This is a genomic window from Aminobacter sp. BA135 (assembly GCF_050859125.1).
GTDB lineage: Bacteria > Pseudomonadota > Alphaproteobacteria > Rhizobiales > Rhizobiaceae > Aminobacter > Aminobacter ciceronei.
Genome location: NZ_CP139572.1, coordinates 378,740 through 394,134 on the forward strand (window position 1 = coordinate 378,740; position 15,395 = coordinate 394,134).

Annotated in this window: 14 protein-coding genes; 11 read left to right on the plus strand and 3 right to left on the minus strand. The window is 65.1% G+C overall.

Annotated elements, in window-relative coordinates:
- Positions 1–122 precede the first annotated feature (122 nt).
- The 5 genes from SLT36_RS01900 (at position 123) to SLT36_RS01920 (ending at position 4,934) form a co-directional block, all read left to right on the plus strand.
- A complete protein-coding gene (locus SLT36_RS01900; protein ID WP_182575106.1) occupies positions 123–1,427 on the plus strand; it encodes an ABC transporter substrate-binding protein in 1,305 nt (434 codons plus the stop codon).
- A gap of 225 nt (positions 1,428–1,652) precedes the next feature.
- A complete protein-coding gene (locus SLT36_RS01905) occupies positions 1,653–2,534 on the plus strand; it encodes a branched-chain amino acid ABC transporter permease (RefSeq protein WP_432288214.1) in 882 nt (293 codons plus the stop codon).
- Positions 2,531–3,496, plus strand: a complete 966-nt coding sequence (locus SLT36_RS01910; RefSeq protein WP_432285575.1) for a branched-chain amino acid ABC transporter permease — start codon at positions 2,531–2,533, stop codon at positions 3,494–3,496. The genes SLT36_RS01905 and SLT36_RS01910 overlap by 4 nt, the downstream gene beginning before the upstream one ends.
- Positions 3,493–4,230, plus strand: coding sequence for an ABC transporter ATP-binding protein (locus tag SLT36_RS01915; protein ID WP_432285576.1), 738 nt, complete (start codon positions 3,493–3,495; stop codon positions 4,228–4,230). The genes SLT36_RS01910 and SLT36_RS01915 overlap by 4 nt, the downstream gene beginning before the upstream one ends.
- Positions 4,227–4,934, plus strand: coding sequence for an ABC transporter ATP-binding protein (locus SLT36_RS01920; RefSeq protein ID WP_432285577.1), 708 nt, complete (start codon positions 4,227–4,229; stop codon positions 4,932–4,934). Before SLT36_RS01915 ends, SLT36_RS01920 begins: the two co-directional genes overlap by 4 nt.
- On the opposite strand, the gene SLT36_RS01925 is transcribed toward SLT36_RS01920, so the two are convergent.
- Both SLT36_RS01925 and pncA read right to left on the minus strand, forming a co-directional pair.
- Complete coding sequence (locus tag SLT36_RS01925) at positions 4,931–6,358, minus strand: sodium:proton antiporter (protein WP_432285578.1); 1,428 nt, start codon at positions 6,356–6,358, stop codon at positions 4,931–4,933. The two genes, SLT36_RS01920 and SLT36_RS01925, sit on opposite strands and share 4 nt — an antisense overlap.
- 85 nt (positions 6,359–6,443) lie before the next feature.
- Positions 6,444–7,043: a bifunctional nicotinamidase/pyrazinamidase gene (gene pncA, locus SLT36_RS01930; protein ID WP_432285579.1), complete on the minus strand. Its 600-nt coding sequence runs from the start codon at positions 7,041–7,043 to the stop codon at positions 6,444–6,446.
- A 210-nt stretch (positions 7,044–7,253) separates the two neighbouring features.
- Here pncA and SLT36_RS01935 point away from each other — a divergent pair, with 210 nt between their 5' ends.
- The 6 genes from SLT36_RS01935 to SLT36_RS01960 are packed head-to-tail and all read left to right on the plus strand — an operon-like array spanning position 7,254 to position 14,276.
- Positions 7,254–8,111 (plus strand): FAD binding domain-containing protein, encoded by an 858-nt coding sequence (locus SLT36_RS01935; RefSeq protein WP_432285581.1) that lies wholly within the window; start codon positions 7,254–7,256, stop codon positions 8,109–8,111.
- On the plus strand, positions 8,108–10,864 hold the full coding sequence (locus SLT36_RS01940; RefSeq protein WP_432285582.1) for a molybdopterin-dependent oxidoreductase: 2,757 nt from the start codon (positions 8,108–8,110) through the stop codon (positions 10,862–10,864). The genes SLT36_RS01935 and SLT36_RS01940 overlap by 4 nt, the downstream gene beginning before the upstream one ends.
- Positions 10,861–12,396 carry a 6-hydroxynicotinate reductase gene (locus SLT36_RS01945; protein ID WP_432285583.1) on the plus strand — a complete coding sequence of 512 codons (1,536 nt, stop codon included), beginning with the start codon at positions 10,861–10,863 and terminating at the stop codon, positions 12,394–12,396. Before SLT36_RS01940 ends, SLT36_RS01945 begins: the two co-directional genes overlap by 4 nt.
- The gene (locus SLT36_RS01950; protein WP_432285584.1) at positions 12,393–13,274 is read left to right on the plus strand and encodes a UPF0280 family protein; all 882 of its coding nucleotides are present in this window, start codon (positions 12,393–12,395) and stop codon (positions 13,272–13,274) included. The genes SLT36_RS01945 and SLT36_RS01950 overlap by 4 nt, the downstream gene beginning before the upstream one ends.
- Positions 13,267–13,851, plus strand: coding sequence for an amino acid synthesis family protein (locus SLT36_RS01955; protein ID WP_432285585.1), 585 nt, complete (start codon positions 13,267–13,269; stop codon positions 13,849–13,851). The genes SLT36_RS01950 and SLT36_RS01955 overlap by 8 nt, the downstream gene beginning before the upstream one ends.
- Complete coding sequence (locus tag SLT36_RS01960; protein ID WP_192319329.1) at positions 13,848–14,276, plus strand: MarR family winged helix-turn-helix transcriptional regulator; 429 nt, start codon at positions 13,848–13,850, stop codon at positions 14,274–14,276. Before SLT36_RS01955 ends, SLT36_RS01960 begins: the two co-directional genes overlap by 4 nt.
- A 78-nt stretch (positions 14,277–14,354) precedes the next feature.
- Here SLT36_RS01960 and SLT36_RS01965 read toward each other — a convergent pair whose 3' ends face one another.
- Entirely contained in the window at positions 14,355–15,332 is a 978-nt protein-coding gene (locus tag SLT36_RS01965; RefSeq protein ID WP_432285586.1) for an aldehyde dehydrogenase family protein, read from the minus strand.
- Between the last annotated feature and the right edge of the window lie 63 nt (positions 15,333–15,395).

Consider the following 15,395-nt stretch of genomic DNA (forward strand, 5'->3'; position numbering starts at 1 on the left):
GCAACTATTGCCACCTCCAGGGATTGGTGATCTAGTTTGTATACATGCAATTTTTCGCCCTCGGCGGAAGGGCTGCCAATCCGCACGATCGTTGGTCAAAGGACACGGCAAGGGGACAGGGCATGACTGACAGCAATCGCTTCTTCGACCTCGGAAAATCGCGCCTCAGCCGCCGCACGGCGCTGAAAGGCATCGCCGCCGGCGCCGGCCTGATGGCAGCCCCGGGTTTCGTACGCTACTCACAGGCGCAATCCTCCGCTCCGATCAAGATCGGCTTCCAGGCCCACCGCACCGGCATCGGCGCTGCCTATGGCCGCTGGTACGAAAAGACCACCAACGCCGCCGTCAAGCTGATCAACGATGCCGGCGGCATCAACGGACGGCCGGTCGAGATCATTGTCGAGGATGACGGCACCGACCCCAAGCGCGGCGCCGAAGTGGTGGCGAAATTCGCCAGCCAGCACAAGACCGACATCGTCTTCGGCACGCTGTTCTCGCATGTCGTCGTCGGCTCGGCGCCTACCGCCGGCGAGCTCAAGATCCCCTATTATGTCGTCAGCGAAGGCTATCACGTCGCCTCGGGCAAGCTGAACCGCTGGGTGTTCCAGCCCGGCATCACCGATGTGCGCTCGCAGGTCACCTCGGTCGCGCCCTGGGTCGCGGCCAACCTCGGCAAGAAGGTGACGATGATCTATCCGGACTACGCTTTCGGCTACGACCATCGCGACTATTTCGCGCCCGCCATCAAGGCGCAGGGCGGCGAGGTCGTCGCCCAGATCCCGATCCCACCGACCGAAAGCTCGTTCACCAAATACCTGCCGCAGATCCCTGCCGACACCGAGGTGCTGTACCACGTCATGGTCGGCCCAGGCGTTTTGACCTTCGTCAAGGAGCTCGGCGAATTCTACGGCTCGACCAAGCCGCAGCTGTTCGGCTTCATCGACTCGCTCGAGGCCGTCGACATCAACAGCCCGGGCCTCGAATTCCTCGACGGCAGCCATTTCTGGGAAGGCTCGCCGCGCTACGCCCAAGCCAATGACAGCGAGGCGCAGAAGGCGTATCGCGCCGCCGTCGGCATCGACGACAACGGCGCCTCGACGACGGATGCCAAGGACGTCTCGACCGCCGCCCACATGTTCGGCTGCTGGGAAACGCTCTACGTCATCAAGAAGGCGATGGAGGATTCAGGCTACAAGGGGCCCGAAGACCGCGCCAAGCTTGTCGAGGCGACCGAGGCGCTGACCGCGTTCAAGGAAGGTCCCGAGCACCCGCAGGGCGACAAGACGTTCAACGGCAAGATCCACCAGGTCTTCGGCCACCAGAACATCTCCAAGGTCGAAGGCGGCAAGCTCAACGTCGTCCACCGGACCTCGATCGAGGACGGTCTGTACGAGCCGGAGGCGGACTACACGACGCAGCCGTTGTGAGCAGCCTTACCGGATGCTCCCTAGGTTGAGTTCCTTCCCACCCCCCTGTGGCCTGCCGGCCATCTCCCCCACAAGGGGGGAGATCAGCAGCTCGGGCCTCGCTCGCGTCTTGCAACGGTCGCGACAGGCGAAAGGGTGTAAGAAAGCTGATCTCCCCCCTTGTGGGGGAGATGGCCGGCAGGCCAGAGGGGGGTGCGACAAAGCGCAACCCAGGTGGGTTGGCTAGTGGCCTTCTTCCCGCATCTCCTGCTTGCCACGCTCGAAGGCCTGGTCACCTCGGCAGTGCTGGCGCTGACAGCGCTTGGCCTGTCGCTGGTGTTCGGCGTGATGCGCATCGTCAATGTCGCGCATGGCGAATTCTTCATGCTCGGCGCCGTGCTCGCATGGGCGATCACCACAGCCGTTGGTGGACACCCAGCTCTCGGCTTCGCCGCAGCCCTGGTGCTGTCGCCGCTGATCGTCGGCTTCATCGCCTGGATATCTGAGCGGCTTGTCCTGCGCCGGCTCGACTACAACCCGGAAGCCACCATCGTCGCCACCATCGGCCTGCTCTACATCATCCAGCAGCTGGCTCTGACCTTCTACGGCCCCGAGGCGCGGCCGGTGACGTCGCCCTTCAACATCCGAATCCAGCTGCCCTGGTTCGGCTACTCCGGCTACAAGCTGTCGATCATCGCCGCCTCGGCGCTTTTGCTGCTCGCCACCTGGCTCGTGCTGACCCGCACGAGGATCGGCCTTGTCATGCGGGCGACGCAATACGACCGTGAGACCGCTCAGGCCTTCGGCATCCCGGTCGGACGCGTCTATGGCGCGGTGTTCGCGCTTGGCGCGATGCTCGCGGCAATCGCCGCCGTGCTGATCGTGCCGATCCAGCAGGCGCATTATTTGATGGGTCTCGACCCGCTGTTGCTGTCGTTCATCGTCGTCATCATCGGCGGCCTCGGCTCGCTGCGCGGCACCGTCATTGCCGCCCTTCTCATCGGCGTATCCGACGGCATTATCTCGGTGTTCTTCTCGCCGACCCTGGCCAAGATCATCGCCACGCTCGTCGTCGCCATGGTGCTGGTGTTCCGGCCGCAGGGCCTGTTCGGAACGGCGACGAAATGAGCGGCGACGGGGCGACCGCCAGGGTCTACGTGTTGCATGCAGTGGTCATCGCCCTGCTCGTCGCGCTTAACTTCCTGCTGCCCGAATATCACCATGGCGTGCTGGCGCGGGTGCTGGTGCTCGCCGTCTTCGCCATGGGCTACAACCTTCTGTTCGGTTATGTCGGGCTCTTGAGCCTCGGCCACGCCATGTTCTTCGCCGCCGGGCTCTATGGCGCCGGGCTGCCGCTCTATCATCTTGGCTGGGGCGTCGTGCCGGCCTTTGCCGGCGGCATCGGTGCGGGCTTGGCCGTGTCGCTGGTCGTCGGCCTGTTGGCGCTCAGGACATCGGGCGTCGCCTTCATGATCGTAACCATGATGTTTGCCCAGGTGTTCTATCTCACCACGCTTTATTTCGGCGAATGGACCCGCGGCGACGAGGGGCTGGTGCTGCAGCAGCAGGCGCGGCAGATCACTTTGGGAACCGGCACGCTCGACCTGACCAATCCGGCGACGCGATATCTCTCGGCGGTGGCGCTGTTCGCGGCCGCCCTGTTCGCAACGCTCGCCATCGTCCGCTCACGTCACGGCCGGGTGCTGGTCGCCATCCGCGAAAACGAGGAGCGCGCGAAGATGCTTGGCTACGACACCTTCGCCAACAAGCTGACGGCAGTCGTCACGTCGGGCGTCATCTGTGCCGCGGCCGGGGCGGCCTATGCGCTGTTGTTCGGCTATGTCGGCTCGACATTCGCCTCGGTGCAATATTCGATCCTGCCGCTGCTCTGGGTGCTGCTCGGCGGTGCCGCGACCACACTCGGGCCGCTGCTCGGCACACTCTTCATGTACTACGTGATCGACATCACCAGCAGCTACACCTCGGCCTACATGCTTATTGTCGGCGCAATGCTGATCCTGTTGGTGCTCTGGTTCCGCAAGGGCGTTCTCGGCACGCTGCGCGACCGCTGGCTCGGGTGGCTGCCGTGACGGCGCTTCTGACCACCAAGGGTCTGTCGCGTCATTTCGGCGGCCTGCGCGCCGTCGACAATGTCGACTTCTCGCTTGAGCCGGGCGAGATCAGGGCGGTCATCGGGCCCAACGGCGCCGGCAAGACCACTTTCGTCAGCCTCGTCTGCGGCCGCTACGCACCGACCTCAGGCAGTATCGTCTTCGACGGCGAGGATATCACCGCCATGCCGGCGCATCTCAGGGTCCGGCGCGGCATCGCCTATACCTTCCAGATCACCAGCGTCTTCGCCAATCTCAGCGCCTACGACAACGTCGCCCTGCCGGTACAGCGCACACTGACCGACGGCCGGTCGCGCGGCGCGGTGCGGCAAGGGGCGATGGAGGCGCTGGAGCGCGTCGGCCTCGCTGGCCGCGCGCATGAGCAGGCCGGCGCTCTGGCCTATGGCCACCAGCGGCTGCTCGAGGTGGCCATGGGCCTGGCGCTCAGGCCGCGTCTGCTCATTCTCGACGAACCGACGCAGGGCCTGTCGGACGGCGAGATCGAGAGCTTCATCGCCCTGGTCCGCGAGATCGCCCGTGACGCCACCATCCTGCTGATCGAGCACAACATGCCCGTTGTCATGGAGCTGGCCCGGCGCATCAGCGTGTTCAATGCCGGCAGGATCCTCGCCGAAGGCAGCCCGGCCGAGATCCGCGCCAACGCCGCCGTGCAGGAAGCCTATCTCGGCACCGCTCAGGAGGCCGAAGCATGAATGCGGCGCTGACGATATCAGGCCTCGACTGCTTTTACGGCGAAGTGCAGGTGCTGCACGGCCTCGACCTCGAACTGCGCAAGGGCGAGGTGCTGTGCCTGCTCGGCCGTAACGGCGCCGGCAAGACCACGACGCTGAAGGCGATCATGGGGCTGGTGGCGGCGCGTGCGGGCTCGATCAGGCTGGGCGAACGCGTGCTGACCGAGCTCCCTGCGCACGAGGTGCCAAAGGCGGGTGTGGCTTATGTGCCGCAAGGGCGCCGGCTGTTTGCCGAGCTGACCGTCGCCGAAAACATCGAGATCGGCCTGATGACCCGCAACAGGGGCAAGGCGGTGCGCGACAGCGTGCTCGACATGTTCCCGCTGTTGCGCGACCGGCTGAAGCAGCGCTCCGGCACGTTGTCGGGCGGCGAGCAGCAGATGCTGGCCATGGCGCGCGCGCTGTGTGTTGAACCCGATGTCCTGCTGCTCGACGAGCCGACCGAAGGGCTGATGCCGTCGATGATCGCCAAGATCCGCGAAACCGTGGCCAGGCTGCGCGAGCGCGGTGTCTCGACCATTCTCGTCGAACAGCGCGTCGACGCCGTGCTGCCTGTCGCCGATCGCGTCGCCTTCATTGAGAACGGTCGCAACCGCGAGACGGTGGACGTGGGGCGGCTGCGCGAGGATCCTGGGATGGTCAGGCGCTATGTCGGCGTGGGTTAGGCGAAGAACACAAACCCCGCGATCAGGAAGGTCGGGATCAGCACCGCGCCCGACCACAGCATGTAGCCGAAAAAGCCGGGCATCCTGACCCCGCTTTCCCGGGCGATGGCGTAGACCATGAAATTCGGCGCGTTGCCGATGTAGGTGTTGGCGCCCATGAACACCGCGCCCGCGGAGATCGCCACCAGTGTGGTGGCAAAGGTCGTCATCAGCGCCTGCGGGTCGCCGCCGGCAAGCTCGAAGAAGACGAGATAGGTCGGCGCATTGTCGAGGAAGGACGACAGCGCGCCCGTCAGCCAGAAATAAGCGAGGTTGTCAGGCTCGCCGCCCGGTCCGGTGACCAGCGCCACCAGCGGCGCGAAAGCCCCATCTAGCCCGGCGCGCAGGATGGCGATGACGGGCACGATGCAAATGAAGATGCCGGCAAACAGCTTGGCCACTTCGAGAATAGGACCCCATGAAAACCCGTTGGCGGCGCGGTATTCCTTGCGGGTGACCGCCAGTGACACGAAGGCCAATGCCAGGAAGATGGCGTCACGGACGAGGTTCTGAAGTTCAACATGGACGCCGTAGACGGAGAACGCGACGCCGGGCTTCCATGACGCCGACATCAGGATCGCGGCGATGACACCGGCGAGCAAAGCGATATTGGCAAGTCCGCGGATGCGCACCTTCGAATGTGGTGTCGGGTCCTTGACCTTGGGCTGCCCGGACTCGCGCCGGTGAAAGTGCCAATCGACGGCGAGGAAGGCGGCCACCACGATGCCGCCGACCAGCAGCGCCTCGCGCCAGAGATGGACTGACGTCCAGAAGAAGTCTACGCCGCGCAGAAAGCCGACGAACAGCGGTGGGTCGCCGAGCGGCGTCAGCGAGCCGCCGATGTTGGACACCAGGAAGATGAAGAAGACGATGACATGGGCGTTGAACGGCCGGTTGTCGTTGGCGCGGATCACCGGCCGGATCATGATCATCGACGCGCCGGTGGTGCCGACGACGGAGGCCAGCAACGCGCCAATGACCAGAAGGCCGGCATTGATGAGCGGCGTGCCCTGGATGTTGCCTGCGACCAGGATGCCGCCCGAGATGGTGAAAAGGGCAAACAAAAGAATGATGAAGGACATGTATTCGAGCAGCAGCGTGTGCAGCACGGCCTCGACTGAGACGTCGAAGCCGAAAGACAGCGCCATCGGCACCACCACCAGCGCCGCCCAGCCGGCGGTGATCTTGCCGTAATGGTGCTCCCAGAGATGCGGATAGAGCAGCGGCCCGGTGGCGACGGACAGCAGCAATCCCGCAAAGGGCAGTGCCCACAGCAGCGACATCGACGCGCCGGGCAGGCCCTGCTCAACGGCCAGCGCCGAGCCCGCACTCAACAACAGGCCGGCCAACGCCAGTGACGCTGCCGCAAGACGCGAACTCTTCATAGTTTCTCCCGGAGCCGGCGTTTGCACCGGGCATTCTGTTAGAGATTCGTCACGGCAGCGCCTGATGCTACCGAGTCGCGGCAAATCAGACCAGCTTGACGCCGGCGTCGCGCATCTTGCCGATCATCGTATCGAGCGAGCCACCGAGATCGATCGCCCGGCAGGCATCGAGCCGCACCGTGGTGGCAAAACCGTGCTTGACCGCGTCGAGCGCGGAATAGGCGACACAGAAGTCAGTGGCGAGGCCGACAAGCGTGATCGAAGCGACATCGCGTTCGCGCAGATATCCGGCAAGCCCGGTCGGGGTGAAGCGGTCGTTCTCGAAGAACGCCGAATAGCTGTCAATGTTCGGACGAAACCCCTTGCGGATAACCAGTTCGGCCTTGGACCAGGCAAGCCCGGAGTGGAAATCGGCGCCGCGGCTGCCCTGGATGCAATGATCCGGCCACAGCGTCTGGGGGCCATAAGACATGCGGACACTTTCGAAAGGCTGCTTGCCGGGATGGCTTGAGGCGAAGCTCGAATGGCCGGCCGGGTGCCAATCCTGGGTCAAAAGCACATGCTCGCTATTGCGGATGAGGTCGTTGACCAGCGGGATGATCTCGTCACCGCCGTTCACGGCAAGCGCACCGCCGGGGCAAAAGTCGTTTTGAAGGTCGACAACGATAAGCGCATCCGTGGCCATACGGGCTCCATTTTGATCCAATTGGTACCGCCTTGGCAGCAGGCCGCCGAAATTCGACCAGATGGCGCCTTGCGTCAACCGGCAACTTGGCCAAGCGCGATCCCACCGGGAAGTGTTCCGGCGAAGTAAAGCCAGGCTTTGACAAAAGATCGCGGCAGGTTATCACTTGTGTACGAATGAAAATGTCCGGCAACCGCCGGGAGGCATTGCGTGACCCGTTACGCGAAACCCAAGTCACTCGACGAGGCGCTGGCGCTGCTCAGCGAGGGCTCTTGGCGAGTGTTGGCGGGTGCGACGGACGTTTATCCCGCTCTTGGCAACCGGCCTCTCTATTTCGATGTAATCGATATCAATGGCATCGGCGCACTGCGCGGCATCACCGAAAGCGACAATCACTTCGTCATTGGTGCGCGCACCAGTTGGACCGAGATCATCCAGGCGCCGCTGCCGCCGGCCTTCGACGCGCTGAAACAGGCAGCGCGCGAAGTCGGATCGGTCCAGATCCAGAATGTCGCGTCGATAGCCGGCAACATATGCAACGCCTCACCGGCCGCCGATGGGGTACCGGCGCTGATGATCCTCGACGCCGAGGTCGAGCTGCGGTCGCGCCACGAGATGCGCATTTTGCCGCTTGGCGCGTTCATCATAGGCAACCGCCGAACCAAGCTGCGCGAGGACGAGCTGGTGACGGCGCTGCGCATCCCCAAGGCCAGCACTGGCGGCGGCTCGGCCTTCGTCAAACTGGGTGCGCGGCGCTATCTGGTCATTTCGATCGCCATGGCGGCGGCCAGGGTCGTGCTCGGTACGGACGGGCGGATCGCAAGCGCGGCGATTTCGGTGGGGTCGTGCTCGGCCGTGGCGCGACGGCTGCACGCGCTGGAAGCGGCACTTGTCGGGCATAGGCCGGAGGTCGCCGAAACCGCAGTGCAAGCTGCCGGATTGGATGAATTGTCACCAATCGACGATGTGCGCGGCAGTGCCGGATACAGGCGAAGTGCTGCGCGCGAAATCGTGGCGCGGGCGCTTCTGCTTGCAACACATGGCTCGCAGAGACGGACGGCGGCATGAAAACCGACCGGGCGCCGATCAGCTTCACTGTCAACGGCGCCTCCGTGTCGGTGTCCGCTGCGCCGATGCGGCGGCTGTCGTCGGTACTGCGCGACGACCTCAGGCTGACGGGCACCAAGGTCGGCTGCGACGCCGGCGATTGCGGCGCCTGCACCGTGCTGCTTGGCGGCGAGCCCGTCTGCGCCTGCCTGCTGCCGATGGCCTCGGTCGAAGGCGCTTCGATCCGCACCGTGGAAGGGTTGGGGGGCAGCGACCTCTCGGCGCTGCAGGCGTCGTTCCTGGCACATGGCGCCGCGCAATGCGGTTTCTGCACACCCGGACTGCTTGTGACGGCAACTGCGTTGCTGGAACGGGAGCCGCGCCCAAGCGAACAACAGGTCCAGGACGCGCTCGGCGGGGTCCTGTGCCGCTGCACCGGCTATCGCAAGATCGTCGAGGCGGTGATGGAGGCATGGCACGTTATGCTGCCACCATCCCTTGATTTTCGCATGCCCCCGGCTGGTTCGGCCGTAGGCGCCTCGCCCGTCAGGCTCGACGGCATCCCGAAGGTGACTGGCAGCGAAAAATTCGGCGCCGATTCATTTCCCGCCGATGCGTTGGCGGTGCTGGTGATCCGCTCGCCGCATAACCGAGCCGCATTCTCGTTCGGCGACCTCGACGCCTATGTCGCAGGCAATGCGGGCATCGTTGCGGTTTTCACCGCCGGCGACATCCCCGGCATCAACAGCTTCGGCGTGATCCCGCCTTATGCCGACCAGCCGGCACTGGCCGAGAGCGAGACACGTTTCCGTGGCGAGGCGGTGGCGCTTGTCGCTTGCGAAGGCTGGGCCGCGCGTGACGTCGACATCACGGCTTTTCCCGTCGTTTGGCGCGAATTGCCGGCAGCACTGGAGCCGGCCATTTCCCAGGCGCAAGGCGCAGTGCTGGTCCATGCCAACCGACCCGACAACCTGCTGGTGCGCGGTCTTGTCGAGCGCGGCGAGCCGGAAAGTGCCCTGGCGCAGGCCGCATGCGTGGTCTCCGGCAGCATGCAGACCTCCTATGTCGAGCACGCCTACATCGAACCGGAAGCCGGCTATGCATTGATGGACAGCGATACGCTGACGATCGCCGCCTGCACTCAGGCACCGCATCTGGATTGCGACGAAACCGCGCGTATCCTTGGTCTCGCGGTGGAAAAAGTGCGTATCCTGCCGACGGCGACCGGCGGCGGCTTTGGCTCCAAGATCGACGTTTCGCTGCAACCGCTGATCGGGCTGGTGGCACTGAAGACAGGGCGCCCGGCAGCCCTTGCCTATAGCCGCACCGAATCGATGGCCTCGACGACGAAGCGCCATCCGGCCGCGATGAAGGCAACGATCGGCGCCAATGCCGACGGCACCATTCGCGGCATGGTGTTCGATGGCGAGTTCGACACCGGTGCCTATGCCAGCTTCGGCCCGACCGTCGCCAATCGCGTGCCGGTGCATGCCTCCGGGCCCTATGCCACGCCGCATTACCGCGCCATCGCTCGCGCCATCCACACCAATGGCCCGGTGTCGGGCGCGTTCCGTGGTTTCGGCGTGCCGCAGGCTACCCTGATGCAAGAGACGCTGCTCGACCAACTGGCCGACAAGCTTGGCCTCGACCGGTTGCAGATACGCTTGAAAAATGCTCTTCGAAACGGCTCCGAAACAGTGACCGGGCAGCGGCTCGACACCGGTGTCGGCATCGGCGCCTGCCTTGAGGCGCTGAGCCCGCGCTGGACACGCGCGCTGGCCGAAGCGGACGCTTTCAACGCGGCCAACGGCAAGATCAAGCGCGGCGTCGGAATCGCCTCGTGCTGGTATGGCTGCGGCAATACGTCTTTGCCCAACCCCTCGACAATCAAGCTGGGCATCTCGCCCGAAGGCAAGGTCGTGCTGCACCAGGGCGCGGTCGACATCGGCCAAGGCGCCAACACCGTCATCGCCCAGATCGCCGCCGACGCGCTTGGCCTGCCGCTCGGCGATTTCGTGCTTCGAAGTGCCGATACGGCTGTTACACCTGATGCGGGCAAGACCTCGGCGTCGCGGCAGACCTACGTCTCGGGAAAAGCGGCGGAAAAGTCCGCGAAAGCCTTGCGAGACGGCATCCTGCGCTTTGCCAATGTCTCGGCCAAAGCGTCGCTGCAGCTTTTGCCGGGCGGACTGCTCCTGGTGCATGAGGGCGGCGAGCGGCGGCGCATCGATCTGACGCTGCTCGACGTGGACAAGGACGGCCTCGTTTTCGCGGCCGAGGAAAGCTACGACCCGCCGACGACGACGCTCGATGCCAAGGGCCAAGGCAAACCTTATGCCGTCTACGGCTATGGCGCGCAGATCGCCGAGCTCGAGGTCGACATGAGGCTTGGCACCGTGAGGCTGATCAAGATCACCGCGGCGCATGACGTCGGCCGGGCGATCAACCCGCTGCTTGCCGAAGGTCAGATCGAGGGCGGCATCGCCCAGGGCATCGGCATGGCGCTGATGGAAGAATATATTCCCGGCCGTACCGAGAACCTGCACGACTACCTGATCCCGACGATCGGTGACGTGCCGCCGATAGAAACCATACTGGTGGAAGTTCCGGACCCGGAAGGACCCTTTGGTGCCAAGGGTTTGGGCGAGCATGTGCTGATCCCGACGGCGCCCGCCATCCTCAACGCCATCCGCCACGCCATCGGAGTGGAGATCACCAAGGTGCCGGCAACGCCGTCGCGAATCCTGGCCGCAATCGAGGAGGCACGTCGATGAACGAGCTTTCCGAGCGTTTCGAGACACACCCGGCTGGCGACAGGCCGGCGGGCGAAAAGCTGCGCTGCGATGCCTGCCCCGTGATGTGCTACATCGCCGAAGGGCACACCGGCGCCTGCGACCGCTACGGCAATTTCGGCGGCATGATCGTGCGTGCCGACCCCGTCCGCGTGCTCGATTTCGCGGTCGAAAGCGGCAATTCCGTGGTGCCTTTCAGCGGCGAGGCGTGGGATGGCGAACTGGTCAACACCGGGCGGCGCTTCGTTAGCGCCATCGGTGCCGGCACCACCTATCCCGACTACAAGCCGGCGCCGTTCATCGTCAGCCAGCAGCTCGCAGGCGTCGATCTCGTCACCGTCGTCACCGAGGGCATCTTCTCCTATTGCGGCGTCAAGGTGAAGATCGACACCGACCGCCATCTCGGCCCCGAGACGGCGACGGTGCGTGCCCAGGGCGAGGCCATCGGCCATGTGACGACGGGCGAATACGGGTCGCAGATGCTGTCGCTCGGCGGGGTCCACCATTTGACCGGCGGCTCGAAGAGCGAAGGCCGGGTGACCTGCGCGGTGCTGCTCGACCTCTGCAACAAGAAGCCCGTCGAGCTGAGCATCGACGGCGGCGCCGCCATCGTGGTCGAGGCTGGCAAGCCGCCTGTTATCGATGGCACGACCGAACACCGCATGCGCGTCGGCTGCGGCTCGGCGACCATAGGCATGTTCGCCACGCAATGGCGCGGGCTCGTTGACGAGGTGGTTGTCGTCGACGACCACATCACTGGCGTCGTCTCCGAGCACCAGGCCGGCAAGGTGCTTGGCTGGGAGGAGACCGGCATCAAGATCCTCGGCCGCCGCTCCACGCCGGGGCGCTATTTCAAGGTGTCGGAGCCGGGCCTCGGTTGGGGCGGCACCAGCATCTCCGACCCGCTCGAGATCCTGGGCGAATGGAATGCCAAGAAAGGCGCGCGGCCCGGCCTGTCGCTGCTGATGGTTTCGACGACGGGCGAGCAGTTCGCCTATTACGAGCTCAACGACGAATTGATGCCGGTCAAGAAGCCGTTCCCGGACCGCTTGCGCAAGTCGGTTGGGCTGATCGAGGACAATTGTGAGCCGGCTTTGTGTACCGTGCTGTTCGTCGGCGGCGCCGGCGGCAGCCTGCGCGCCGGGGTGACGGAAAACCCGGTCAACCTGACGCGTTCGGTGCAAGGGCTGAAGACCTATGTCACCGTCGGCGGCGCGCCTGTCTATGTCTGGCCGGGCGGCGGCATCACGCTGATGGTCGACGTGACAAGGGTGCCCGACAACGCTTTCGGTTATGTGCCGACACCGGCGCTGGTGGCGCCGATCGAATTCACCTTGCGGCGCGACGACTATCTGGCATTGGGCGGCTATGACGGCGAGATCAGGAGCATTGACGACGTGCTGGCGCGCGGCGGCGAGTATCTCAACGAACGGGCGACGGAAGCGGCCGGGACCGACAACCCCTGGCCACCGCTGGCGCAGTTGCGCCTGACGGCGCCGGGCGGGTCGCAATGAATGGACCCGAAATCTCCTGGCTGCCCGACAAGCACCGCCTGCATTTCAATCATGGCCCCATCGACCTGATCGTCGAGGCATTTGGCGAGACCGGCGAGGTGCGCGCCGCTTACGAACAGGCGGCGGAACGCTTCCAGACCATCCTGGACGAGCTGGTCAAGGAGCTTGCCCAACTGCGCCGCCCGGCATCGTCAAGGCCCCGCGACTTCGACGGACCAACGGCGCGGCGCATGGAAGCCGCCGTCGCGCCTTTGGCTGGGCAGTTCATCACACCGATGGCCGCCGTCGCAGGTTCTGTCGCCGACGAGATGATGGCCGCGATGATCGCCGGGCGTTCAATCGAGCGCGCCTATGTCAACAATGGCGGTGACATCGCCCTGCACATCGCCCTTGGCCAGGAATTCTCGGTGGCGATTGCCGGCACGGGCCACGGCCTGGCCGACAGGCTGACGATCCACTGGCCGGACGCAGTGCGCGGCATCGCCACCAGCGGCTGGCGCGGCCGCAGCTTTTCGCTTGGCATCGCCGACGCTGTAACGGTGCTCGCGGCAAACGCGGCCGCGGCCGATGCTGCGGCGACGCTGATCGCCAACGCTGTCGACCTGCCCGGCCACACGGCCATCCACCGCAGGCCAGCGTGCGACCTGGCGCCCGACAGCGACCTTGGCGACCGGCTGGTGACGACAGATGTCGCACCGCTTGCCCCCGCCGACATCGAGGCGGCGCTCGACGCCGGATTTTCCGTGGCCGAATCCTTGCGGCGGCAAGGGTCGATCCAGACTGCAGCTCTATACCTAGGAGGCCGAACCCGCATAAGCGGCACGCATGAGCTTGCCGTAACCGATGGTGTGACAAGGGGGGAACCTGTCCATGCCTGACTTTCCGATCCGGAAGATCGCTGTAACGATCGAGGAAATCCTGCACGACGGAGGGCCACCCGCGCATATCCCCCGACGACGAGCGGCAGCGCTTGCGGTGGTGAAGAACCCGTTCGCCGGCCGCTATGTCGAAGAGCTTGAGAGCGCGATGGAGGATCTGAAACCGCTCGGGCTGATGCTGTCCGACCGGCTGATCGCGTCGCTGGGCGGCGATGCGAAGGCCATCGACGGTTATGGCAAAGGCGCCATTGTCGGCTCGGCCGGCGAACTGGAACACGGCGCGCTGTGGCATGTGCCCGGCGGTTACGCCATGCGCGAGCGGCTTGGCGAAGCCAAGGCGATCGTGCCCTCGGCCAAGAAGCTGGGTGCTTTCGGCGCGCGGCTCGACGTGCCGATCGGCCATGTCAACGCCGCCTATGTGCGCAGCCATTTCGATGCCATGGAAGTGGGGGTGCCCGACGGACCGCGACCGGACGAGATCGTCTTTGCATTGGTCATGACCTCGGGGCCGCGCATTCACGACCGCATGGGTGGATTGAAGGCCTCCGACATCAAGGCCTGGGATGGCTTGCGATGAGCCCCGAAACCACCGAAGGTACCTACCAGGTCCAGGGACAGATCGGTTTTGTCCTGCGCAAGGCCAACCAGCGTCACGTCGCGATCTTCGCGACGCATATTGCCGACCTGACGCCACCGCAGTTCGCCGCGCTCGCCAAGCTGCGCGACGTCGGCGAAACCTCGCAGAACCAACTGGGCGGCCTGATCGCCATGGATGCGGCGACCGTGAAGGGCGTAATCGACCGGCTCGCGGCACGTGGGCTGGTGCAGCTGGCCAAACATGAGGTCGACAAAAGGCGCCTGATGGTCAAGCTGACCGACGAGGGCCAGCGCCTCATCGTCGAGCTTCTGCCGCGGGCGCGGACGATCACCGAGGAGACGTTGTCGCCGCTGTCGGCGAAGGACGCAGAGACGCTGCTGCAGCTGCTGACGAAGATAAGCTGAGGGCCAAGGGAGTAAGGGAGTAAGGGAGTAAGGGAAGGCGATAACCCTATTCCCCTATTCCCCTATTCCCCTATTCCCCTAGTCGCCGTATGGGACCCAGACGTTCTTGACCTCGACGGCACGGCGGAGGAAGGCTTCGCCCTGGGCGGTCGGCCAGTCGAGGCTGCGGCCGTGGCCGGTCCAGACGCGCTTGAGATTGCCGACAGATTCAGCCTCCGCTTTGGCGCAGATCTCGGCCTCGGCGACGACCCACAGGCCGTCGACGTCGTCATGTTTGGCAAGCACTGCCGCAAGCTCCGCCGTATGGCCGGTGACGATGTTGATCGCACCGGCAGGGACGTCTGAGTACTCGAGCACCTGGTAGAAGTCGGTGGCCACGAGCGGGGCGATGGAGGACGGCACCACGACGGTGGTGTTGCCCATGGCAAGGGCCGGGGCGAGCAGCGAGATCAGCCCGAGCAGCGGTGAATCGTCAGGGGCAACGATGCCGATGACGCCGACGGGTTCATGCAGGGCAAGCGTGACGGTGCGCGCCGGCGGCTGGTGCACCCTGCCCTCGAACTTGTCGGTCATGCCGGCATAATAGAACAGCCGCTCGATCGAGGCCTCGACTTCTGCCTTGGCAGCCTTGTGGCCGGCACCGGTCAGTTCGACGATGCGGGCAGCAAACTCTTCCGTACGGCCCGACAGGTTCTCGGCGAGGTAATAGAGCACCTGGGCCCTGTTGTAGGCGGTCGCCTCCGGCCAGGCCTTGCAGGCGCGCGCCGCTGTCACAGCGTCGCGGATGTCCTTGCGGCTGCCCAAGCCGACCTCGCCCGCGAGTTTGCCCTTGGAGGTCAGAACCGGCAGCGAATAGTTGCCGTCGGGGCGCACCTGCTTGCCTGCGATGAACAGCTTTGCGGTGCGGTCGATGGCCTGGTTCTCGCTGGTGTCGCGCGCGGCCTGTTTCGGTGCTGCCGCCTGTTTGATGACAGGGCCATGCGGCTCGCTCGGCGCCAGATATTCCTCCAGCCCCTCGCGCCCGCCCTCGCGGCCAAAGCCACTCGCGGTAGCCACCGACCGCAGGCAGCATCGAACATGTTGGTGCCGTTGATCCAGACCACGCCGGCCTTGAGCTGC